Below are 23,503 nucleotides of genomic sequence, written 5' to 3' on the forward strand. Positions count from 1 at the left end.
CAATTTGCAATTTAAAAAACATCGAATAGTCTTTTTGGGTGCGCTTTAAATAGCGTGGTTCTTCTTGTTTTTCCATAAGGATACTTTTTGTGTATCACTATTTCAGGACGGGACAAATTTAGAAATAAACAAAACTATTTCAAATCTTACTTTTTAACTCAGTCTATTTTTGACTTGGTAACAACAAAATGATTTCTATTTAGTTGTAGAATAGTCACAAATAAATATTTCAGAAAATACAATACAAAAACAATGGAATCAGAAGGTTTAATTAAAAAATCAGGAAGGAAAATTTGGAAAAAATGGTCCATTGCAATCCGAATAATCCCCTTAATCATTTTAATAGCAACATTAAAAATTCTTTCCCATCATTATGGATTAGAAGTAATTGAATTAAATGCACTTTTTACAAGTTTAGTGGCTGGAACCATATTCCTTATCGGTTTTTTAATTAGCGGTGTACTATCCGATTATAAGGAGAGTGAAAAATTGCCCAGTGAACTTTCAGCATCCATGAAATCATTATTTGATGACACTTACACTATTTATAAAAGCAAAAATACTCCAACAGCTCTCGAATTTATGGAATTACAAAAAACCTTTTACAATTCCCTTGTTGATTGGTTTTACAAAAATGAAAAAACCGTATCAATATTAGAAAAAATAAGTGATATGAATCATTTTTTTATTGAGCTCGATAAAGAAGGAATTCAAGCGGGGTATATCATTAAAATGAAGAATGAACAAAATAATCTTCGAAAAATGATATTGAGAATCGATACCATCAGAGACACAGAATTCATTGGTTCAGCTTATGCAATTCTGGAAGCAATGGGCTTTTTAATCGGATGCTGTCTCTTAATTATAAAAATCGAGCCTTTTTATGCTTCACTATTTTTTACATTAGTAGTTACGTTTTTAATTTCTTATATGTTTATGTTAATCAAAGACCTTGATAATCCATTCGATTATTCCCAAAATGGGGAGAGTGGAACAGAGATTTCATTAAAACCAATTCATGACCTTAAAATTGCGATCAACAAGTTCATATAAAAAAATCAAACAGCGTCTTTTTCTCCTACTATTTGTAATAATTTATTGCGTCAAGCCTTATGGTTTATGATGCCTTGTTTAAAATTTACTTGAATATTTCCTTATCTTTGCAAAAAAAAATACAATGTCAAACATTTATATCGGATATCATTTTACCATAGAACCAAAAGAACTAGGTTCAGAAATATTAATTGCCCAATTAGGAGAAAAAGCTTTTGAAAGTTTTACCGAAACCGAAACGGGTGTTTCTGCTTTTGTGCAAAAGGATTTATGGGACGAAATGATTCTTGACAATATTCAAATTTTAGAATCGGAGGAATTTAAAATTGACTATACTTTCGAAGAAATAGAGCAAGTGAACTGGAATGAGGAATGGGAAAAGAATTTTGAACCGATTGATGTAGATGGAAATTGTCATGTACGTGCTCCTTTTCACCCAAAAACGGATGCCGAATTTGATATTGTAATCGAACCAAAAATGAGTTTTGGAACCGGTCATCACGAGACTACACATATGATGATCCAACATTTATTGGAAATCGATGTTACTGGCTTAAAAGCACTTGATATGGGTTGCGGAACAGCAATTTTGGCTATTCTTGCCGAAATGAAAGGAGCTCAACCAATCGATGCCATTGATATTGACAATTGGTGTTATTTGAATTCAATTGAAAATGGGGAACGCAATAATTGTGAACATATTACAGTTTATGAAGGTGATGCAGCTTTGTTGAAAGACAAAAAATATGATTTGATAATTGCTAACATCAATAGAAACATTTTGTTGAACGATATGCAAAGTTACGTGAATTGTTTGAATCCAAAAGGGACGTTACTTTTAAGTGGTTTCTATTTAGAAGACATTCCATTTATTGATGCTTCCTGCACGGAAAAAGGTTTAACTTATGTTAAAAAATTCGAAAGAAACAACTGGGTTTCTTTAAAATACGTAAATTAGTTAATTATTTTTTTTATTAATAATACAAGTACAAAAAGCCTACAAAATGAGTACTAAAGAAAAAGTAAGAGAAAGAGTCAGTGTAAAAGAAATTGTATCGATAGATAACGAAATTATTGTCTATAATGATGATGTAAACACCTTTGACCATGTTATAGAAACTTTAATACGTGTTTGTAATCATTCTGCAGAACAAGCGGAACAATGTTCGTTAATTGTTCATTACAACGGAAAATGCACTGTAAAAACAGGTCCCTATAATAAGCTAAAACCGCAGTGTACCAAACTATTGGAAGCTGGTTTAAGCGCTGAAATTATTTAACCGTATTTAAATTCACAGCCTGTTATAGAATTATTACAAATAATTCAAAAAATATATACTTTTATTATATATTTGAACAACACAACAGGCTTTTATGGTAGAATACGGAAAAATTTTAGTTTTTGTAATGCCTATTTTTTTGATATTAATCATAATAGAAAAAATATATGGTCATTATAAAGGAGAAGATACAGCTCCTAACATGGATTCTGTTTCAAGCGTAAGTTCTGGAATGGTCAACTCCGTAAAGGACGTTTTAGGGCTTAGTATCACCCTTATTTCTTACGATTGGATCGCTTCAAAAATAGCTATTTTTCATTTAGAACCTACCGTTCTTGCCTATATTATTGGTTTCATAGCTATTGATTTTTATGGTTATTGGAGTCATCGTTTTTCGCATCAAATTAATTTTTTATGGAATAAGCATGCCATTCATCATAGTAGTGAAGAGTTTAATTTAGCTTGTGCTTTACGTCAGCCCATATCCAGTTTTGTGAATTTATTTACCTTTTTGCTGATTCCTGCAGCGCTATTAGGAGTTCCCTCAAAAGTAATTGCGATTACACTTCCTATTCATTTATTTCTTCAATTTTGGTATCATACCAAGCATATTAAAAAAATTGGTTTTCTGGAGAACATCTTGGTTTCGCCTTCTCACCATCGGGTGCATCATGCTATTAATCCAGAATATATGGATAAAAATCATTCCCAAATATTTATAATTTGGGATAAATTATTTGGAACATTTCAAGAAGAATTAGCATCAGTTCCACCAGTTTTTGGAATCACAAGACCCGCACAAACCTGGAATCCTATTCGCATTAATTTTCAGCATCTTTGGCTACTGATAACCGATGCTTGGCGCGCCGAAAACTGGAAAGACAAATTCACCATTTGGTTTAAACCAACGGGATGGCGTCCAGAAAATTTTGAAGAAAAATATCCTGTACACAAAATTAAAGATGTTTATGCTTTTGAAAAATATGGTACTAAACATTCTAAAAAACTGATGCTTTGGTCCATGATTCAAGCTATAATTACTTTATTATTTATCAGCTATTTATATAACTCCATTGCCATAATAGGTTTACCCAATGTGTTTATATATGGAGCGTTTATTTTTGTAACTGTCTATAGCTACACTGAATTAATGGATGCGCGGAAAATTTCAATATTTTGGGAAATTCTCCGATTTGCTTTTGGAATAGCTATTATTGCTTATTTTGGGGACTGGTTTTCAATGAATCAACTTTACCCTTATGCAAATTATATCATTATTGGATATCTTACGTTATCCTTAATAGCCACAGTCTACTTTGTAAGTGTAAATTTCGAAAAAGAAACAGTAGAAGTGGCATAATCTTAAAAACAATTCATGAGAAGTACCTTATCTTTTAAAGCCTATATTGGAATCAGTTTCGTTTATCTTTTATTAATTATTTTGGGAAGAGAAGACATTTCGTGGTTTATAAAACCTTTTTTGATCCCTTTTCTTATATTGGCTGTTTATTTTTGTGGAGACTTTCCATCAAAAAAATTTCTTTCAATAGCCTTGACTTTTTCTTGGATGGGAGATATCGTTTTAATGTTTGCTTACAAAGCTGAAATATATTTCATAATTGGATTGGTAGCATTTCTGATTTCGCACATTGCTTATATTATTTTGTTCAGCAAACAATTAAGGATAAATTCATTCAGAAACAAAGCTATTTTCTGGGTAGGTATCACAGCTATTATTGTATATTTAGTAGTAATGTTTTTACTATTATTACCAACTTTAGGCGATTTAAAAATACCGGTTTTGGCTTATGCTATCGTTCTATCTACAATGCTTTTATTTGCATTTAAAGGGTATTTAAAATGGAGTAAACCTGCTGGGACTTATATATTACTAGGTGCGGTTATTTTTGTAAGTTCAGATAGTATTCTTGCTTTCAATAAATTTTATGAACCCATCATTTTCAGTTCATTTCTTATAATGGCAACGTACCTACTTGCACAATACTTTATTGTAGTTGGTATTTTAAAATTAAACAGAAAAAAATAGCATTTCCTTTTACAGAAAATGCTATTTAAATTTTAGTGGAATTAATGAGGTAATTTATCTTTTAATAAACCATAAATAAAGGTACCCAACAAAGCTCCAAACAGCACTAAAAGTACACTCCAAAAACCAGCGCCAAGTAGAATAAATATAGGACCCGGACAAGAACCAACGAGTGCCCAACCCAACCCAAAAAATAATCCGCCAATCAAATAACGGGAAGAACCTTTTTCTTTATCCAGAATTTCAATTGGCTGTCCTTTTATATCTTTTAAATTTTTCCTTTTTATGATTTGGATGCCAATTACTCCTGTCAAAATAGCAACGGAAATAATTCCATACATGTGAAAGGATTGAAATTGAAACATTTCATAAATGCGATACCATGAAACCGCTTCTGATTTTGTAAGTACAATTCCGAAAACAAATCCAACTAATAAATATTTTAATACGTTCATATTCTAAAAAATTAAGGGTAATAAAAAATGAGCCATAATCAATCCTCCAACAAAAAAACCTATAACCGCTTTCAAAGATGGAAGTTGTAAATTACTTAAGCCCGATATAGCATGTCCTGAGGTACAGCCTCCAGCATAACGAGAGCCAAAACCTATTAAAATTCCACCAATTATAAGAATAAAAATGCTTTTGGGAGATTGCCAAATTTGCGTACCAAAAAGTGCATCTGGCATTAATTTTCCGTTTGGAGCATCGATTCCCAGTTGTACTAATTGCGCGATAGTTTTAGAGTTAATTGACACATTAGAGGGGTCACTCATATAATGCACGGCTACAAATCCACCTAACATCACACCTACTACTACTAATAGATTCCATCGCTGTTCTTTCCAATCGAAATCAAAAAAAGATACTTTTTTTCCGATTCCTGTCATTGCACAAAGTGATCGTAGATTTGAAGACATACCAAAAGTCTTCCCAAAATAAATTAGACAAAGCATAATCATGCCTATCAAAAATCCGGAAACATACCAAGTCCAAGTTTGAAAAATAATATCCATATTTATAAATTTTATGCAAATATATAAAGCAAATTATTCAATCTATGTAAGAAAAATTACAATAGTAAAAAACTGTCAAATAAATTAATATTTGTTATTGTAATAGGCTTTAAAGTTCTGTTTATATTTGTAGCTCTTTAAGCGGGTAATGGTATTATAATTGCTGTTAATATTACCAAAAAATTAATTAAAACATGAAAAAAACACTTCCTTTTATCGCTTTATTAATACTACTTAATGCTTCTTGTGTTAGCACCCAATCTACCTTGAAAAACGTAGATGACAATGCACCTGCTCTCACACTTACAAATGAAAATACTTTTGTAATAACAGCATTCAGTAAAGATAAAAAATATGGTTACGATCAAGATTATCCAATCAATATTTTTTACAGAAACACAGCAAACGAAACGATCAATCAGGAACGTTTTTTGAATGCTTTGACTGGACCTAAAGGAGAAAAAATCACTTTTACAAAATTAGAAAGCTGCTGCCCTTTCCCAACAAAAAGAACAGATTTAGGTGCGGGTTTTCTGGATGTATATGAACTAAAATGGGACGGACAAAAAAAACCTATAAAACTCTATTTGAATATTTATGAAAAAGGAATTTTAATGGTACCTGTTGGTCTTAGTTTAAAAAAATAATTAAATAAAACACGAATGACCTAGCCCTGATAGCAGTGGAAATCCTTTTCTTTTTTTAAGAAAAGATTGCAACGAATAGCAGGAAATAGCTCCAAAAAAATACTAAATCATTATTTCTAATTATCTTTGCACTTTCAAAAAATAAATTATGAACATACAACATATTCCACTGATCAAACATACTGATAGTGGCAACTTCTTTTTACTTGCGGGTCCTTGTGCCATTGAAGGGGAAGAAATGGCGATGCGTATTGCCGAAAAATTAATTGGTATCACGGATAAACTAGAAATTCCATTTGTATTTAAAGGTTCTTTTAAGAAAGCTAATCGCTCTAGAATTGACAGTTTTTCTGGAATTGGAGACGAAAAAGCATTAAAAATCCTTAGAAAAGTCTCTGAAACTTTTAATGTTCCTACCGTAACTGATATCCATACTAATGAAGATGCCGAAATGGCTGCACAATATGTAGATGTGTTGCAAATTCCTGCTTTTCTTGTTCGTCAAACTGATTTGGTTATGGCTGCTGCCAATACCGGAAAAGTGGTAAACTTGAAAAAAGGACAATTTATGAGTCCTGAAAGCATGAAACATGCCGTACAAAAAGTTTTAGACTGTAATAATCAAAACGTAATGGTTACGGATCGTGGAACTATGTTTGGCTACCAAGATATGATTGTTGATTTTAGAGGTATTCCTACGATGCAACAATATGCAACTACTGTTCTTGATGTTACGCATTCGCTACAACAACCCAACCAAACGGCAGGAGTAACTGGCGGAAGACCTGATATGATTGAAACCGTTGCCAAAGCAGGAATTGCTGTAGGTGTGGATGGGATTTTTATCGAAACTCATTTTGATCCGGCTAACGCTAAAAGTGATGGAGCTAATATGCTACATTTAGATTATTTTGAAGGTTTAATGACCAAATTAGTCGCAATAAGAAAAACTATAAATACATTTTAAAACTTAGCTCCCCCCAATTCTTTGAAACATTTTTTTTTATATTCCGCATTCTCAATTATAATTTTTTCAATAAACGCATCCGCTCAAGAACAAATTAAATTACAAAATAAATATACGGCTCATAACAAAGGAAAATTCTTTGTATCATGGGGTGGAAATAGAGATAATTACACTAAATCTGATGTGACTTTTCGAGGTAAAGATTATAATTTCACTCTCGATAATATGGTTGCTCATGACAAACCAAAAGGTTGGCATGTAGATTATATCAATCCGTCAAAAATGACTATTCCCCAAACTAATTTTAGAATGGGGTATTTCATAAATGACCATTACAGCATTGGCATTGGAGTAGATCACATGAAATATGTGATGACACAAGATCAAACGCTGAACATGACTGGTACGATTACCGGAAACGCACCTTATGATGGGGTTTACAACAATACACCTACTGTTATGACTGAAAGTTTCTTACTTTATGAACATACAGATGGACTAAATTATGTAAATACTGAATTTTCAAGACATGATGATATTTCGTCAGTATTCAAAATTAGAAATACAGATAAAATCCAAATTAATTTAACCGAAGGTGGTGGTATTGGTCTATTATATCCAAAAACAAATACGACACTTTTAGGAAAGCCACGTCATGACGACTTTCATGTTTCTGGTTATGGAACTTCTTTGAAAGCTGGTTTGAATATTACTTTCTTTAAACATTTTTATGTTCAAGGAGAATTAAAAGGTGGCTATATCAACATGCAGGATATTAGAACGACTCAAAATCCTGAAGATAGCGCCTCTCAAGATTTTTTCTTTCTACAAAGAATAATCGCTTTTGGAGGAATTTTCAAAATATAAATAGTGTTCAAATAATACAAAACGAGGTTGTCAGTAAAATGACAGCCTCGTTTTGCTTAACCCCTATTTTATTTAAATTATAGCAATACATTTAATTTAAATTTGTTTACACCATTGTTTTATTATAAATAATTATTAGCTAAATTTGGCTAATATGGTTTCTTCTAAAATTCAACAATTCATAAAATTTGTATTTGTCTAAAATCCGAATAACAAATAATTTTTAAACTCAATGACAATAAAAAAAAGAAATCCTGATTCAGATGGAGAATATCACTTCGATAATTTTTTTAATATCTCAGCTGATTTTATTTGTATTGCAGGATTTGATGGCTATTTTAAGAGAATAAATCCTGCTGTTTCAAAATTATTAGGTTATTCAGATGAAGAATTATATGCTAACCCCATTAGTAGTTTTGTTTACGCACCAGACCTTAAAATCACAATCGAAACCAGAGAACAAGTATATAAAAATAAACCGCTTTTAAATTTTGAAAATCGATACTTAACTAAAAGTGGAGAGATTGTATGGTTGTCTTGGACATCAATGCCTGTTGAAGAAGAAAAATTAGTTTATGCTATTGCTAAAAACATAACACATAAGAAAAGAATCGAAGAAGAACGAAACTTACTTCTGGCAAATCTGACAAAAATTAATAAAGACCTCAAGCATTTATCATACACAACTTCTCATGATTTGAAGTCTCCTGTGAATAATTTGCTATCCGTGTTTGATCTCATTGATATTTCTAAAATTAATGATGAAGAAACACTTGAATTTATAACTATTCTAAAAACAACAACAGAGCGTTTAAGACAAACTTTAAAAAACTCAGTAGACGAATTAATTCATAAAGAGGAATTAAATGCTCCTATTGAAAAATTAAATTTGAATGAAAATTTAAATGAAGTATTACTTTCTATAAATTCTTTAATAGGAAACTCAAAAATCAAAATTAATATTGATTTTTCAGAGCTTACTGACATTCATTTTAATAAAGAATACCTAAAAAGCATATTCTTAAACTTGATCACAAATTCAATAAAATACTCAAAACTGGAAACTTTACCTTCCGTTTCTATTGTTTCTAAAAAAGTAAACGGAATCTGTCAGTTAATTTATTCTGATAATGGATTGGGTTTTGATATGGACAAAGTACGTGACAAAATTTTTGGATTGCACCAAAAATTTCACGATCATATTGATAGTAATGGCATCGGGCTTTACCTAATTTATAATCATATCACTAATTTAGGTGGGCGTATTGAAGTAGAAAGTAAAATTAATGAAGGCGTAAAATTCATAATTTCTTTTAAAGATTGAGAACCTTACTCCTTCCTAACTAATTGATTTTGATGTTTTTTAGATTTGGATAATAAAAAAAGCTATTTAAAACCAGTACACAATTTCATTTCTTTTGGTCAAAAAAAACCCTTCGATATAAATACCGAAGGGTCGTCACTAAATAAACAAACCAAATTTATTTAATCAACTCCAAACTAACTTTCTTCTCTGCATTAGAATTAGTGCCAACAAAAATTTGAAACGCACCCGGTTCAGCAATAAATTGTAAATCAGAATTATAAAACTTCAACTCTTCAACGGAAATTTCGAAAGTTACAGTTTGTTTTTCTCCTTTTTTAACAGCGATTTTTTGAAATCCTTTCAGCTCTTTTATAGGTCTTGTAACAGAACCTACTAAATCTCTTATATACAATTGAACCACTTCTTTACCATCATAATTTCCGGTATTTGTAACATCAACGGTAACGTTTACTTTTTCGTTAAAATTCATTTTATCCGATGAAATCTTCAGGTTCGAATAATCGAATGTGGTATAACTCAATCCAAAACCAAAAGGAAATAAAGGCTCATTTCTTTCGTCGATATAATTAGATCTGAATTTTTCAAACTTTCCTTCTTTGTTCCCTAATGGTCTTCCTGTATTTTTTTGATTATAATAAATAGGCACTTGCCCTACACTTCTAGGGAAAGTAGCAGTCAATTTTCCCGAAGGATTTTCATTGCCAAACAAAACGTCAGCAATGGCGCTTCCTGCTTCACTTCCTGCAAACCATGTATTCAATATCGCTGGAACAGTTGCATTTTCCTGAACTAAAACTAATGGACGCCCAGTAAATAATACTAAAACCACCGGTTTTCCAGTTTTAAGCAATTCCTGCAACAAATCTTTTTGAGCCTGTGGAATTTCTAAATTGGTACGGCTGCTGCTTTCTCCACTCATTTCCGCAGATTCACCAAGAGCTGCAATAATCACATCGGATTGATTGGCAATTTTCAAAGCTTCTGCCAATAATTCTTCCTTAGTTCTACTGTCTCGATGCAAGGTTTTACCAAACATGGTCGCTTTTTCTTCAAAAGCCGCATCATAATCCAGATTACTTCCTTTTGCGTAAAGCACTTTTGTACTATTTCCAACAACTTCATTGATTCCGGCTACTAATGAAATCGATGTTTGCATGTTAGTTGCAACACTCCAAGTACCCGCCATGTTTTCTTTGGCGTCAGCCAATGGCCCAATCACGGCCACAGTTCCTGATTTTTTCAAAGGAAGTAACTGGTTTTGGTTTTTAAGTAAAACCAAAGATTGAGCAGCGATTTTTCTGGCTTCAGCTCTATTACTATTCGTAAAAATCTCCGTTTTTGCTCTTTTTTCATCACAATATTTATAAGGATCTTGAAACAATCCTAAATCATATTTGGCATTCAAAATAAGTCGAACCGCATTATCAATTTGCTCTATGCTTACCTTTTTTTCATCCAATGATCTCTTTAAAGTGGAAAGAAAACCTTCACCTACCATATCCATTTCAACTCCGGCATTTAGAGCTAACGCAGAAACGGTTTGTAAATCTCCCATTCCGTGTTCTATCATTTCAGGAATTCCTGTAAAATCAGTAACCACAAAACCTTTAAAACCCCATTGTTTTCTCAAAACATCAGTCATTAACCATTTATTTCCAGTTGCAGGAATTCCATCAATTTCATTAAACGATGCCATAACTGAACCTACACCAGCATCAACAGCCGCTTTGTATGGAGGAAAATAATCATTGTACATTTTTATTCTGCTCATATCAACGGTATTGTAATCGCGTCCCGCTTCCGGCGCACCATACAACGCAAAATGTTTCACACAGGATAAAATGGTATTATTCTTTGATAAATCATCTTGTTGATACCCATGAACCATTGCTTTGGCAATTTGGCTTCCCAAAAACGGATCTTCACCAGAACCTTCTGAAACTCTACCCCAACGCGGATCACGAGAAATATCAACCATAGGAGAAAAAGTCCAGTTAATTCCATCGGCACTGGCTTCTTGGGCTGCAATTTGAGCACTCCTTTCAATCAGTTTCATGTCCCAAGTACAAGACAATCCAAGCGGAATAGGAAAAGTCGTTTCATAACCATGAATAACATCCATTCCAAAAAGTAATGGGATTTTCAATCGGCTTTTTTCGACTGCTATCTTTTGTACTTCTTTAATTTTCTGAACAGACTTGATATTGAATAACCCACCTACTTTACCTTCTTCAATATTTTTAGCCACATTAGAACTATTGGCTGCACCAGTTGTAATATCTCCCGAAGTAGGCAAATTCAATTGCCCTATTTTCTCCTCCAAAGTCATTTTCGACAATAATTCGGATACAAATTCGGTTTTGGGTTTAATTTTAACCGTCTTTTTAGCTGTCTTTTTTTGGCTGTAGCCAAAAAGCGAAAAGCCTAAGAGAAGTATAATTAGTTTAATTTTCATTTTTTATTTGTTTATTTGTTTAAACATCCAATCATAAATTTCCTGGTTGTCATATACTCTTGACCAACTGTCGTGACCTGCATCATCAAAAATGGTTAGTTCGACATTGCCATTACACTTTTTTAGTTCTTTATAAATGGCAATTGCATAATCTGGATTCACAACATCATCCATCAAACCGTGAAAAACACGAGTTGGAATTGCCGCAATTTTACACGCTTCTTCTAATTGAATCAAATCTACAAATCCCGAAATTGGAACTATTGCAGCAAACATATCAGGATGAGCAAAAGCCAGATTCCAAGTTCCCCAACCGCCTAAACTCAATCCGGTAAGGTAAATTCGGTTTGAATCTATATTGTTTTCTTTTTGAATTTTTAAAATCAAACGATACAATACTTCATTATTCCATTCTTCGTTTTCAGGACATTGTGGTGCCAAAATATAGGCATCGAGTTCGTGGTTTTTGATGTATTTAAAAGGCCCATGAATTTTTACTTTTTCGATATCAGTTCCTTTTTCACCTGAACCATGAAGAAAAATAATTAAAGGCTTTTTATCTTTAGTATTCGCCGGAATATGTAATGCATAACCCATTTCGTGTTTTTGCACGATTTCGATTTTCATTTTTCCGTTTACCTCCGATTGTGAAAAGGCATTCCATGAAAATAAAAAGGCAATTATTATGATTTTACAATTCATAATTCCCTAAAAATTATATTTCCCGGAATGAAAACCAAGTTTCACTAAACCTTGTTTTACCTCTGGCGCATTCATAAATAATTTCCATAATAAACCGGTACGATAATTTTCAACCATTGGGGCAATTGTACCTTGATCGATTGCTAAATATCGTGGTGTTACCCAATTATAATGCGGAGAAAAAGCATCATAAGGTCCCGCAATTCCCACTAAAGAACTCCTTTTCTCATCATATAAATAATGCAAAAATTTCATTGATTCTGCTGGCGTATAAGGAAAAGAAGATAATGCTGCTGTTGGTGAAATCACTCCTAAATCATTATTAGGTTGATGCGCTGAATATCCGGTAGATCCATCATTATTACGAGAATAACTCGCTGTTAATCCCCAACATTTTTCAGAATAATCCTTCCATTGACGTGGATTAGCAATGCAATATTTGTTCATTATTTTTGCATGATTTTGGGTTAATGCCCAATAATCCGCATATTGATCCGTCAAGTTAGTAGGATCTAAACCTAAATAAGAATAATGTGCCCAAAACATAGGACCTACATTTCCTGTTGCTCCATTATAATTAAATAGCACTGGAATTCCGTATTGTGAACCGCCATTTACGATTGCACCATTTCTTGCCCAAGCTTGGTGATATGCTGCAGCCGGAATAGGATGTGTAGGGGACGCAGCACCCATTATATAGGTAATCAAACATTCGTTGTATCCTTCCAATTTAAAATTCATTTCCCAACCGTAAGTAGGTGACCAATGCCAGTATAACGCATTTTCGCCTTTAGTATACCAATCCCACTCTACACCTTTCCATAAATTATCTGCTTTAGTGGCTAAAGCTTGTTCTGCAGTAGTTCCGTTTTTGAAATATTCTCTAACGGTTAATAAACCCTGACATAAAAAAGAAGTTTCTACTAAATCCCCTCCATTATCTTTCGTTCCAAAAGGAATTACTTTACCTGTTTTTCCATTTATCCAATGCGGCCATGCACCATGAAAACGTTCCGCATTTTCAAGAAAAGTCAAAGCAGTTGTAAGTCTGGAAATAGCTTCGCTTCTATTAACAAATCCCCGCTCTACACCAACTACAATTGACATCAACCCAAAACCTGAACCTCCAGTTGTAACTATATTAGCTTCAAAACTTGGATCATCAGTTAGGTAACGCTCTCTTGCTAATTTTGAATTGGTTTCAGCATAATCCCAAAAATATTTGATAGCATCTTTTTGAACTTGATCCATAGCTTCAGTATCTGTTAAAACAGGTACAGGAGTTGTAGGAGTTGTTGGTAATGGCGTGCCAGTACCACTATTTCCTCCAGGTGATGAAGACGAACAAGAATTTAAAAAAATTAAAAAAAACATTATGTATAAACCGTTTTTCATCTTTATAAAAATAATAGGATTAATAGTTAAAAAATACACACCTAGTTTTATGCAAACTAGGTGTGTCAATAAATCTTTATCTGTTATCTTTTTCCAATTTATATAAAGCAACAACTTCATTGTCAGAAAGTGCTGTTTTATAAATTCTAAACTCGTCCATTAAACCTGTATAATTCAGCATCCAACCATCAGCAGCACCCCAAGGAGTCCCTAAATGTTGTTGAAATCCACCAATAATGAATTTAGAAACATTCGAATTAGCGAGTTCACCATAACCAACTCCACCAGTAAGAGGATCGCTTGCATATCGTTTTGCTATTGAAGCAGGCAAATCAAGCTTTTTTCCATCAATGTACATACTGTAAGTAGAACTTGTTCCACTATACGTCCATACTACATGTTTCCAAGTTCCAAACATATTAGCTAAAACGTTGGCACCACTGTGTTCTATAAACTGACCTGACCAAGCAATACTGGGTGTGACATCTTTTTGAAGATGATTTTTCATTAACATAGTAGTTGCTGGACCTGTACCTTCAATCAAGGAGAAAATATTTCCCCAAAAATCTGTAGTTTTTGGTAGCATAAATAACGATTGTGCTCCTCCTGTATGCGGATTCGTATTGATCCACATAGAAACTGTAATGCTTTTTACATCTACCAAAGAACTTGCTACTGTACTATAAGCAATAAAAGAATTTGAAGATCCTTTATAGGCTTGCCCTTTGATTCCAGTTCCATAAGTCACATTTGTTCCAACTCCACCAGTTATTCCATTTTTTGAATCCGAAATAGTATTCTCAAAACTAAATTTAGCAATCAAATTACTGGCAGCAACATCATCTGAGTTTTCATAACCTCCAATTGACTCATAAGGAATTGAGCTGTTTACTTTATCTATACTGTCCTCATTACAGCTCACAAAAAATTGAGAAGCCAGAACAGAAGCAAATAAGAAAATATATTTATTTTTTTTCATTTTACTGTTTTTTTAAATTAATAACCCAGATTTTGTATTGATAATCCGTTTGCTTGCGTAATGAATGCTTGCGGTAATGGAAACAATTCATGTTTACCGGCAACAAATGTTTTACCATCAATAGCAAACGCAGCAACTGCTTGACCAGTTCTTACTAAATCAAAGAATCTATCGTGTTCGAATGCCATTTCAACTCTTCTTTCTTTCCAGATTGCTGTTCTAACATCTCCTTGAGATACTGCAGTTGTATTCCCTAATCCAGCTCTAGTTCTGATTTGGTTCAACAAAGGAATAGCAGCAGGAGTCTGGTTTAATTCGTTTAATGCTTCCGCTTTCATTAGTATTACTTCAGCATATCTCAAATATTTGATATTCACATCGGTTTCCCAACCATCTGTGAAAGCAGAAGAATACGCTTTAAAATTGTATCTAGGATTTTCAACAGTTGTTGGTACAACTCTACCATCGTATAAAGTGGTTCCTGCAAAAATGATTGTTGCATTTTTTCTAACATCACCAGCTTCATAAGCATTTACTAAACTTTGAGATGGTGTATTGAAACCCCAACCCCATCCACCAGCACCACGAGCACCTTGTGTATTGGAATATCCTGAGATTCCTTTAGCAGGAACTGAGCCAGTACCTTGAATTTCAAAAATAGATTCAGCATCATTTTCTCCAGCTAATCTAAACATAGAAGCATAATTTGGAACAATAGAATATCCTGTAATCAAATTACAGTTGTCCACTACTTTCTGCCAGTTTTTTTGGTATAAATTTACTTTTGCCAATAATGCATAAGCAGCTCCTTTTGAAGCTCTTCCTTTTTCAGCAGCAGCATATTCTGATTTGTTTGGCAATGCCGCAATAGCATCATTCAAATCACTTTCGATAAAAGCATAAACTTCAGCACTTGTTTTGCGTGTTAATTGCATGATTCTGTCTTCATCAGAAGATGGATTTGGCAAATGATCTACAATTGGCACACCACCGTACGTTTTTACCAAAGTAAAATACATAAAAGCTCTTAAAAATTTAGCTTCACCTAATAATCTGGCGCGTAAAGCTGGATTAGCTTGGTCTAATTGCGGAACAATACTTAATGCTTGATTGCATCTGTTAATCCCCTCATAATTAGCTGCAAAAATCTCACTTGTTGATGGAGTTGAAGCATTGTATGTTAAGGCGTCCATTAAATCTTTATCTGAACCTGTATCTCCCGGAGAAGATCCTTTGTCGGCATCATCAGAGGCAATACTTGACAACCCAATCCAAGAAAATGAAGTCATGTTCCAATCCAAGAATTTACTATAGATTGCCGTTACAAAAGTAGCTGCTCCTGCATCATTGTTGAACAATGCTATATCTTTCGTAGAAATAGATTCTGTTTGATCTGCATCTAAATAGTCGTTTGAACATCCAGAGAAAAAGTATGCGGATAGCGCAAAAATTGATATATATATCTTTTTCATTGTATTAAAATTTTAAATTAGCACCGATAACGAATGATCTTAATGTTGGGTATGCATCCAACTCAATACCTTGTGTTCCATAAGGATCGCCATTACCATTTAATTCAGGAGAAAAACCTGAGAATTTTTGAGTAATAAATGGATTTATTGCATTCACATATACTCTGCAAGAATTCAAAAATTCTCCTTTTAATGGAATTTTATATCCAAGCGAAATATTGTTAATTCTAAAGAAATCGCCTGATTCTAAATAATAAGTAGAAGCTACAGGAACTAAATTAAAAGGTCCAGGATTTGTAGCCGTAGTATTATTTGCAGTCCAGAAATTGGTAGCCAATGATTCTTCTACATTTTCTCCGCTAAAGCGTTGTGCTTTTTTACCATTATACACTTTTGCTCCAGAAGTACCGTATCCGTCAACTGATAAATCAAAGTTTTTATAGTTCACGCCTAAAGTAACACCATAAGTAGAATTAGGTAAAATTGAACCAACATATTTTTTATCTTTATTAGCATCTAAAGCATCTTGAGTCACTTTGGCACCTGTTGCAGTATAATATAACATCTTACCATTTGCAGCATCAAAACCAGCATATTCATACATATAGAAACTACCTAATGGTCTCCCTACAGAAGTATTATCTAATAGTTTTGTCCATTGCCCATTTGCTAAATCTCCGCCAGTAATTGGCGCAAGCGTAGCATCTTTCAAACCTGTCAATTCATTTTTGTTATTAGAAAAATTACCTCCAATCCAGTAACTCAAATTGTCAGTTAGTTTATCATCCCAACGTAAAGCAACTTCATATCCTTTATTAGATACTTCCCCAACATGGGCTGGTGAAGAATTACTTATACCTGAAGTCATATAAGGTTTTGTATTTAAAATAACATTTGTTGTTGTTTTATCATACACATCAAATGAACCTTTTAATCTGTTGTTCAACAATTCAAAATCGATACCTCCAGAAGTTTCCTCGGTAATTTCCCATGATAAACTTGGATCTACTTGAGAATTGATAGTAGTACCCTCGTTCAATATAGAACCTCCTAAATAATAACTAAGACCTGAACTATACGCTTGATTATTAAGTGGAACATTTTGGTTTCCTAATTTACCCCAACCTCCTCTTAATTTTAATAAATTGATTCCTTTTACATTAGCCATAAAATCTTCTTTGGTAACAACCCATCCTAAACCAAAGGCAGGAAAAGTTCCCCAACGATAGTCTTTACCAAAATTTGATGAACCATCACGTCTAATTGTACCTGTAAACAAGTATCTGTCCATTAATTTATATTGGAAACGACCGAAATAAGAAGCTATTTTATTTTCATTAAAAATTTCATCTTTATAACTAGTAACCGTTCCTACATAATCAACGTCTTTTAAAGACCAATAATTAGCATTTGCATTTACATTTTTTCTGGCAACCGTCAATTGTTCTCTTGCTCCTTTGATAGAAGTTTCAATACCTCCGGTTACTTCAACATCATGGATATCACCAAATACTTTATTATAAGTAATGTAATTGGATAGATTCCAATTGAAATATTGGTTTCTGCCTTTTGTCAATAAGTTAATATTCTTATCTGAAGGATACATAATTGTAGCTAACTGACCTGGATTATTATTCGTTTGCCAAATAGCCTTTGTATCTTCAAAATTATAATTTTTCCAACTATAATATTCTCCGTTAAACTGGGAAGTGAATTTTAACGATTTTACAATTTCATAATCTAATTTTAAACCACCTTGTAATGTAATACTGCGTTGTTGTTCATTAAAGTAGTCTAATTGAGCAACAGGATTACCAACATTATTAAAGGAAGAACCTGCTGTTCCAGCAAAACCATCGCTTCCTACGTATGACACACCATATTGTCCATTAGAAAAACGAACAGGAACTATTGGAGATTGCTTGTACGCATTTGTAAAGGCACTCAATGGTTTTGGAGAAGAATTTGTTGAACCAAAACTGAAGTTTTGATTTAAAGTCAGTTTTTTAGAAATTTTGTATTCGTTGTTATTTCTAAAAGTAGTACGACTGTAATCTAAACCATTAAGAATTGCTTTCTCCTGATAATTTCCAATACTAAAGAAATATTTTATATTCTCCGTACCCCCGGAAACTGAAACGTTATTTTGAGTATACGATCCTTTTCTTGTAATGGCATCAAACCAATCCGTATTAACCGGTTGATCTTGTGAAAAAGTAGTCGTTTGTAAGGCTGCATTCGAATAATGGGAATATTTATTACTTCCCGCCATTTTTACTTTTTTCAAAGGCTCTCTAAAACCTGCAAAGCTTTCAAATTCTACAGAAACCTTATCGCCTTTCCCTTTTTTGGTCGTAATAATGATTACCCCATTTGCAGCTCTGGTTCCATAGATTGCTAGCGAAGAAGCATCTTTCAATATCTCATATGATGTAATATCATTAGTATTGATGTTATTAATGTTCTCTGTAGGCATCCCATCCACAATAAATAAAGGAGTTCTTCCTCCTAATGCAGTTCCTAAACCTCTAATAACAACAGAAGGTGTACTTCCCGGCAAGTCTGAAGAAATTACTTGAACTCCGGCAGCTTTACCTTGTATGGCTTGCGAAGCATTCAAAACTTTGGTTTTAGATATTTCTTCTGCTTTTAATGAGGTAATTGCGGTGGTATTATCAATCTTTTTTCTAGTTCCGTACCCAATAACAACCACTTCTTTTAATTCAGTGTCTTTGGATTCTTTTAAAGTGATGTTCATAGCACCAGACAATGCATTGACTGATATGGCATCAAAACCTACCATGCTAATTTTCAATACCTCTCCTACTTTGGCATTGATATTAAAATTACCGTCAAAATCAGTATCAGCTGAAGTCTTAGAATCAACAGCAAAAATCATTGCTCCAGGAATTCCAATTCCACTCTTATCCAATACTTTTCCCTTAATTACTTGACCAGACATATACGCCGGAAGTAGAATGAGTGCTAAAAAGCTAAAAATAAAATTTCTCATATATTAATAATTTGTTAAAGTTAGTGGGACCAAATTAGATAATTACAACGTTATAGTAACCATAATGGAGTTACTACATAAATACATCAAAACATTGAAACCAGATAAGAAATCTATGTTTTAAAGCCCCTAAGAAAGGTAAAGAAGTACTGTACTACATCGGTATGATGTAGTAATGATGTATTGTAATTTCCTAAAAAAATAACTGAAATAATATATTATATATAAAAATACAAGTTATTTTATATAGTTAATAAAAATTTAGAAAGGTTTTCTTCCTGAGTAAGATTTAATTTCTTTCTTAATCGATAACGATGCAGTTCAACACCTCTGAAAGAAATGTTCATCATTGGTGCAATTTCTTTTGAAGAAAGATTCATTTTTAGGTAAATGCAAAGCTTAATATCCTTGGAAGTAAGGATTGGGAATTTTTTAGAAAGATTAATTATAAACTCATTATGAATTTGATTCAAGTTTGATTCAAATGTTTCCCATTCATGCTTGTTGACCGAATTGATTTTTATGGCTTTTTTTATCTCGCTTTTTAGTTTGTTGAAATCTGCTTCAGAATCTAAAATCCCCTGGATATTCTCTATCATTTCACTTTGCTTGGCAATCGAAAGTGATTTACCCGCAACTTCAGATGATTTTGATTGCAATTCCAATTCAAGAATGTGTTTTTCATATTCTTGAACATTTAACTCGTTTTCGGCTTTTAATTCCATTTCCAGAATTTTCTTTTGATGCTTTAATTCTTCTTCCCGTAATTTCAGTTTCTGAATATATTTCATATTATTCCATTTATAATAAAGATACAATACCATTCCTATTAAAATCAGGTATACAAAAATCATCCAAAAAGAAAAATACCATGCCTTTGCCACCATGAATTGAAAACTGGAAACTTTATCATAATGCAAGCCATCGTTACCATAAATAGTTACATCATGAGAACCACTATTGAGGTTATTCAAAATAATCAATCCTTCTTTTATAGGAATAAATTCTTTTATCTCATTTATTTTATAAAATAAATCAGGTCTTGTCGCACCATAAATTCCGGATATTACGTTTATTTTAAGATCTGAATTATGATTGATTTTTGATTTATTTTCCACCAAAATAGTATCATTAAAAGCTTCGATCTTTATATTGGTTTTAGGTTTATTTTTATATTTTAATTCAAGAGAAATAAAACCGTCATCCAGATTCAAAAGATAACTGTCGTTATTCTTAAACACTTTCAAATTGTCATTGATTATTTTTCCTTTATAATATTTCTCCTGAATACTGTTCTTAATGAATTTATTATCATTGGCAAAAACCTGATACAAAAGTCCATTTTCAAGTACCATAAAGTTGTTTTCGTCAATAGCAACTATATCAGAGACGTTTTTGAAATTGGAATTAAACAATTCATTCCCTTCCAATTGATTGGTGATTGAATTATAAGTATACCAAGATTTGTGTATCAAGAAAAGGATTTCATTTCTGAACTCAAATATTTTCACACCAAAATCATTATCGATTTTACTGCGTTGGGAAACATTTACAATAGTGGTAGTTTCGTACGCATCATTATACAGAATTCGATACAAGCCTCTGTTATTATCCGCAGCCCATATTTCATTTTTCCTATTTTGCGCCACATATTTAATAGGTTTCATTATTCCTTTTATAACTATCTTTTGATTCAAATCATTAGCATCATTATAAATGATTACACCGCTATAAGTAGCTTGTAAATAGGAATTATTAATGCTGCTTTTTGCCAAATTCCAACCTCCATTTATAGTACTTAATTTATAGAACAATCCATTATCATAAATAAAAGTTCCTTCGTTGTGACCTATTAGGTATTTATTATTTATTTTACTGATATTCCAAGCTTGACCTTGTGTATTGGGAATCAGTGAAAGTTGCTTGTCCTCATATTTAAAAACTCCATGATTAGAAGCCATTAAATAGCCTTTTGGAGTGCTGGCAACAGAATAAACGGAGCCTAAAATTCCCGAACTGTCGTAAAAAATAGAAATGGGTGAATTCACTTCAATATGCGCAATTCCATTATCCAGTCCCAGCCATAAATCGTTCTCTTTATCTTGGCCAATACTTAAAATCGAATTGTTCATCAAGACATTGTTTCTATTGATGTTTTTATAAGAACCATCATTCAAATCCAGAACATAAACCCCTTTATTTGCTGTTCCTATTATTAGTTTATTGTTTTTTATGAACTGGGCAACATTGATGTTTGCAACTTTCAAAATGTCATTTAATGGATTTTTCCAAGGAATCAACTTGCCATTTTCCAGAACATAAACACCATTCTTTTTAGTAAAAAAATACGTTTTGCCTTGGTGTTTTTGAATAGCATGAATGACATTGTTTTCTAAGATTGACCATCCCTTTACTTTTTCTATATGCCCATTATTCATTTTATAAATCCCTTTCTCAACTGAAGCAATCAAAAGCTGATTGTCTACGATAAAGCAATAGGAAATAAGAAAAGAGAACTTTATTTCCTTAATTACTTTTCCGTCAAAAAGAAAAATCCCATTAAAGGACTGAAAGTAAATTTTGTTGTTAAACTTAAATATTTTCCAAATTTCTTCATTATTTTTTTCATCAAAAGCCTTATTGCCTTTGGAAATTGAAACATAATACATCTTTCCTTTTTTTCGAAACCAATACCCAAATTCTTTATACGAACCAGAATAAATCTTGTCGCCGTCGACCATTATGGAACGAATGATTGTTTTGTTAGGTAACGTATATTTCTCCCATTTTACACCATCATATCGCAACAAATAATAATTATTGGCAAAATACATGGCATCATCATTTCCTTGTGCTACATTCCAAATCTGGTTATCACCCTGATAATTAGACTTGCTGTAATTTTCTACGAAAGGAAGTAACTCTTGAGAATAAAGTTGGAACGAAAAAAAATAGAATAGGATTATGAATGTAATTCTTGCTTTCAAAATGTGGCGTTTTATGTCCAAATATAAAAAGATTTCTTAAATAAAAAGTATAAAAAAAGCCTCTGAGTACAGAAGCTTTTTTAGAATATGCTTTTTTAATTGGTCAATAATTCAAATACCTGATTTGCAATTTCTATTTCTTCATTGGTAGGTATAACCAATATTTTAGTTTTCGATTCGGGTGTATTAATTTCCCGAATTTCCTTAGAACGAATTTCATTTTTGGAATCGTCTAATTCAATTCCGAAATAATCCATATCCGCACAAACTAATTTTCGAATATAAGAGGAATTTTCTCCGATTCCTGCTGTAAAAACAATAGCATCGAGTCCGTTTAAAACTGCAGTGTAAGAACCAATATATTTTTTAATTCGATACGCATTCATATCTAAAGCCAACTGGCAATCAGCATTTCCTTTCTCTGCATTCGCTTCAATATCCCTCAAATCGCTATAGCCCGTAAGTCCAAGCATTCCGCTTTGTTTCTGCAACATCGTATTCACCGCTTCAAGCGAATACCCTAAGGAATTAACCAGATAAAAAATCACGGATTGATCGACATCTCCACTTCGAGTTCCCATAATCAATCCATTCATTGGACCAAATCCTAATGTATGATCGATACTTTTTCCGTCTTTTATGGCAGTCATGCTACACCCATTTCCTAAATGTATCGTAATAATTTTCGAGCCTTTGTTTTTAGAATTCTGTTTCAAATAATGAATCGCATTTTCCGAAACGTATTTATGACTCGTTCCATGAAAACCGTATACGCGTATTTTATTTTCTGTCAAAAGGTAATTCGGTAACGCATATTTGTGCGCCACGACAGGAATCGTTTGATGAAAAGCAGTATCAAAAACAGCCACTTGTTTAGCCGAATTGAAAATTTTCTCCGCCACATTTATCCCTTCTAAATTAGCTGGATTATGCAAGGGTGCCAAATCAAAAAGTTGTCTGATTTTATCTTTTACTTCACTGGTAATAATTACCGTATTCGAAAAAGCACTGCCGCCATGCACCACACGATGCCCGACAGCTTCAATCTCATCCGTACTTTTAATTACCCCCACTTTTTCATCCATCAGTAATTTGGCAATTTTTTCCAAACCAATTTTATGGTTCGCAATTGGCAAGGTTTCTTCTAATTTAGTGTTATTGGTTACATAACTTAGATTAGAAGTTTCCAATCCTATTCTGTCAATCATCCCCGAACAAATAACTTCATTAGCCGGCATGTGTATTAATTGGTATTTTATGGATGAACTTCCCGAGTTTATAATTACTATTTTCATT

The 23,503-nt window shown here is 32.7% G+C and carries 19 protein-coding genes; 9 read left to right on the top strand and 10 right to left on the bottom strand.

Annotation, left to right across the window (positions count from 1 at the left end; translation table 11 throughout):
- Window positions 1-252 precede the first annotated feature (252 nt).
- The 5 genes from ACM55K_RS15660 (at window position 253) to ACM55K_RS15680 (ending at window position 4,380) form a co-directional block, all read left to right on the top strand.
- Entirely contained in the window at window positions 253-1,053 is an 801-nt protein-coding gene (locus ACM55K_RS15660) for a hypothetical protein (RefSeq protein ID WP_416851209.1), read from the top strand.
- Window positions 1,054-1,177: 124 nt separating this feature from the next.
- The gene (gene prmA, locus ACM55K_RS15665; protein ID WP_416851210.1) at window positions 1,178-2,011 is read left to right on the top strand and encodes a 50S ribosomal protein L11 methyltransferase; all 834 of its coding nucleotides are present in this window, start codon (window positions 1,178-1,180) and stop codon (window positions 2,009-2,011) included.
- A gap of 46 nt (window positions 2,012-2,057) precedes the next feature.
- A complete protein-coding gene (locus ACM55K_RS15670; RefSeq protein WP_416851211.1) occupies window positions 2,058-2,333 on the top strand; it encodes an ATP-dependent Clp protease adaptor ClpS in 276 nt (91 codons plus the stop codon).
- A gap of 94 nt (window positions 2,334-2,427) precedes the next feature.
- Window positions 2,428-3,693, top strand: coding sequence for a sterol desaturase family protein (locus ACM55K_RS15675; protein ID WP_416851212.1), 1,266 nt, complete (start codon window positions 2,428-2,430; stop codon window positions 3,691-3,693).
- A 15-nt stretch (window positions 3,694-3,708) separates the two neighbouring features.
- Window positions 3,709-4,380, top strand: coding sequence for a lysoplasmalogenase (locus tag ACM55K_RS15680; RefSeq protein ID WP_416851213.1), 672 nt, complete (start codon window positions 3,709-3,711; stop codon window positions 4,378-4,380).
- A gap of 41 nt (window positions 4,381-4,421) precedes the next feature.
- Here ACM55K_RS15680 and ACM55K_RS15685 read toward each other — a convergent pair whose 3' ends face one another.
- Together ACM55K_RS15685 and ACM55K_RS15690 are read right to left on the bottom strand one after the other, a co-directional pair.
- The gene (locus ACM55K_RS15685) at window positions 4,422-4,835 is read right to left on the bottom strand and encodes a DUF6691 family protein (protein WP_416851214.1); all 414 of its coding nucleotides are present in this window, start codon (window positions 4,833-4,835) and stop codon (window positions 4,422-4,424) included.
- Window positions 4,836-4,838: 3 nt separating this feature from the next.
- Complete coding sequence (locus ACM55K_RS15690) at window positions 4,839-5,396, bottom strand: YeeE/YedE family protein (RefSeq protein WP_416851215.1); 558 nt, start codon at window positions 5,394-5,396, stop codon at window positions 4,839-4,841.
- Between the two features lie 194 nt (window positions 5,397-5,590).
- Between ACM55K_RS15690 and ACM55K_RS15695 the strand changes: the two genes are divergently transcribed.
- The 4 genes from ACM55K_RS15695 (at window position 5,591) to ACM55K_RS15710 (ending at window position 9,201) form a co-directional block, all read left to right on the top strand.
- Window positions 5,591-6,043 (top strand): 2-dehydro-3-deoxyphosphooctonate aldolase, encoded by a 453-nt coding sequence (locus tag ACM55K_RS15695; RefSeq protein WP_416851216.1) that lies wholly within the window; start codon window positions 5,591-5,593, stop codon window positions 6,041-6,043.
- 148 nt (window positions 6,044-6,191) lie between these two features.
- Window positions 6,192-7,010 (top strand): 3-deoxy-8-phosphooctulonate synthase, encoded by an 819-nt coding sequence (gene kdsA / locus ACM55K_RS15700; protein WP_416851217.1) that lies wholly within the window; start codon window positions 6,192-6,194, stop codon window positions 7,008-7,010.
- 21 nt (window positions 7,011-7,031) lie between these two features.
- Window positions 7,032-7,877, top strand: coding sequence for a hypothetical protein (locus ACM55K_RS15705; RefSeq protein ID WP_416851218.1), 846 nt, complete (start codon window positions 7,032-7,034; stop codon window positions 7,875-7,877).
- 232 nt (window positions 7,878-8,109) lie between these two features.
- A complete protein-coding gene (locus tag ACM55K_RS15710; protein ID WP_416851219.1) occupies window positions 8,110-9,201 on the top strand; it encodes a PAS domain-containing sensor histidine kinase in 1,092 nt (363 codons plus the stop codon).
- A 157-nt stretch (window positions 9,202-9,358) separates the two neighbouring features.
- Here the strand turns inward: ACM55K_RS15710 and bglX are convergent, their stop codons facing one another.
- The 8 genes from bglX to ACM55K_RS15750 form a co-directional block, all read right to left on the bottom strand.
- The gene (bglX, locus tag ACM55K_RS15715; protein WP_416851220.1) at window positions 9,359-11,659 is read right to left on the bottom strand and encodes a beta-glucosidase BglX; all 2,301 of its coding nucleotides are present in this window, start codon (window positions 11,657-11,659) and stop codon (window positions 9,359-9,361) included.
- Between the two features lie 3 nt (window positions 11,660-11,662).
- Window positions 11,663-12,361, bottom strand: a complete 699-nt coding sequence (locus ACM55K_RS15720; RefSeq protein WP_416851221.1) for a carboxylesterase family protein — start codon at window positions 12,359-12,361, stop codon at window positions 11,663-11,665.
- Window positions 12,362-12,367: 6 nt separating this feature from the next.
- Window positions 12,368-13,756 (bottom strand): glucoamylase family protein, encoded by a 1,389-nt coding sequence (locus tag ACM55K_RS15725; protein WP_416851222.1) that lies wholly within the window; start codon window positions 13,754-13,756, stop codon window positions 12,368-12,370.
- A gap of 76 nt (window positions 13,757-13,832) precedes the next feature.
- Complete coding sequence (locus ACM55K_RS15730) at window positions 13,833-14,735, bottom strand: LamG domain-containing protein (RefSeq protein ID WP_416851223.1); 903 nt, start codon at window positions 14,733-14,735, stop codon at window positions 13,833-13,835.
- A gap of 17 nt (window positions 14,736-14,752) precedes the next feature.
- A complete protein-coding gene (locus tag ACM55K_RS15735; protein WP_416851224.1) occupies window positions 14,753-16,207 on the bottom strand; it encodes a RagB/SusD family nutrient uptake outer membrane protein in 1,455 nt (484 codons plus the stop codon).
- A gap of 4 nt (window positions 16,208-16,211) precedes the next feature.
- Window positions 16,212-19,220, bottom strand: coding sequence for a SusC/RagA family TonB-linked outer membrane protein (locus tag ACM55K_RS15740; RefSeq protein WP_416851225.1), 3,009 nt, complete (start codon window positions 19,218-19,220; stop codon window positions 16,212-16,214).
- A gap of 242 nt (window positions 19,221-19,462) precedes the next feature.
- Entirely contained in the window at window positions 19,463-22,207 is a 2,745-nt protein-coding gene (locus ACM55K_RS15745) for a LuxR C-terminal-related transcriptional regulator (protein WP_416851226.1), read from the bottom strand.
- A 95-nt stretch (window positions 22,208-22,302) separates the two neighbouring features.
- Window positions 22,303-23,502 carry an acetate/propionate family kinase gene (locus ACM55K_RS15750; protein ID WP_416851227.1) on the bottom strand — a complete coding sequence of 400 codons (1,200 nt, stop codon included), beginning with the start codon at window positions 23,500-23,502 and terminating at the stop codon, window positions 22,303-22,305.
- Window position 23,503 lies beyond the last annotated feature (1 nt).

The sequence above is a fragment of the Flavobacterium arabinosi genome (assembly GCF_048158725.1).
Taxonomy (GTDB): domain Bacteria; phylum Bacteroidota; class Bacteroidia; order Flavobacteriales; family Flavobacteriaceae; genus Flavobacterium; species Flavobacterium arabinosi.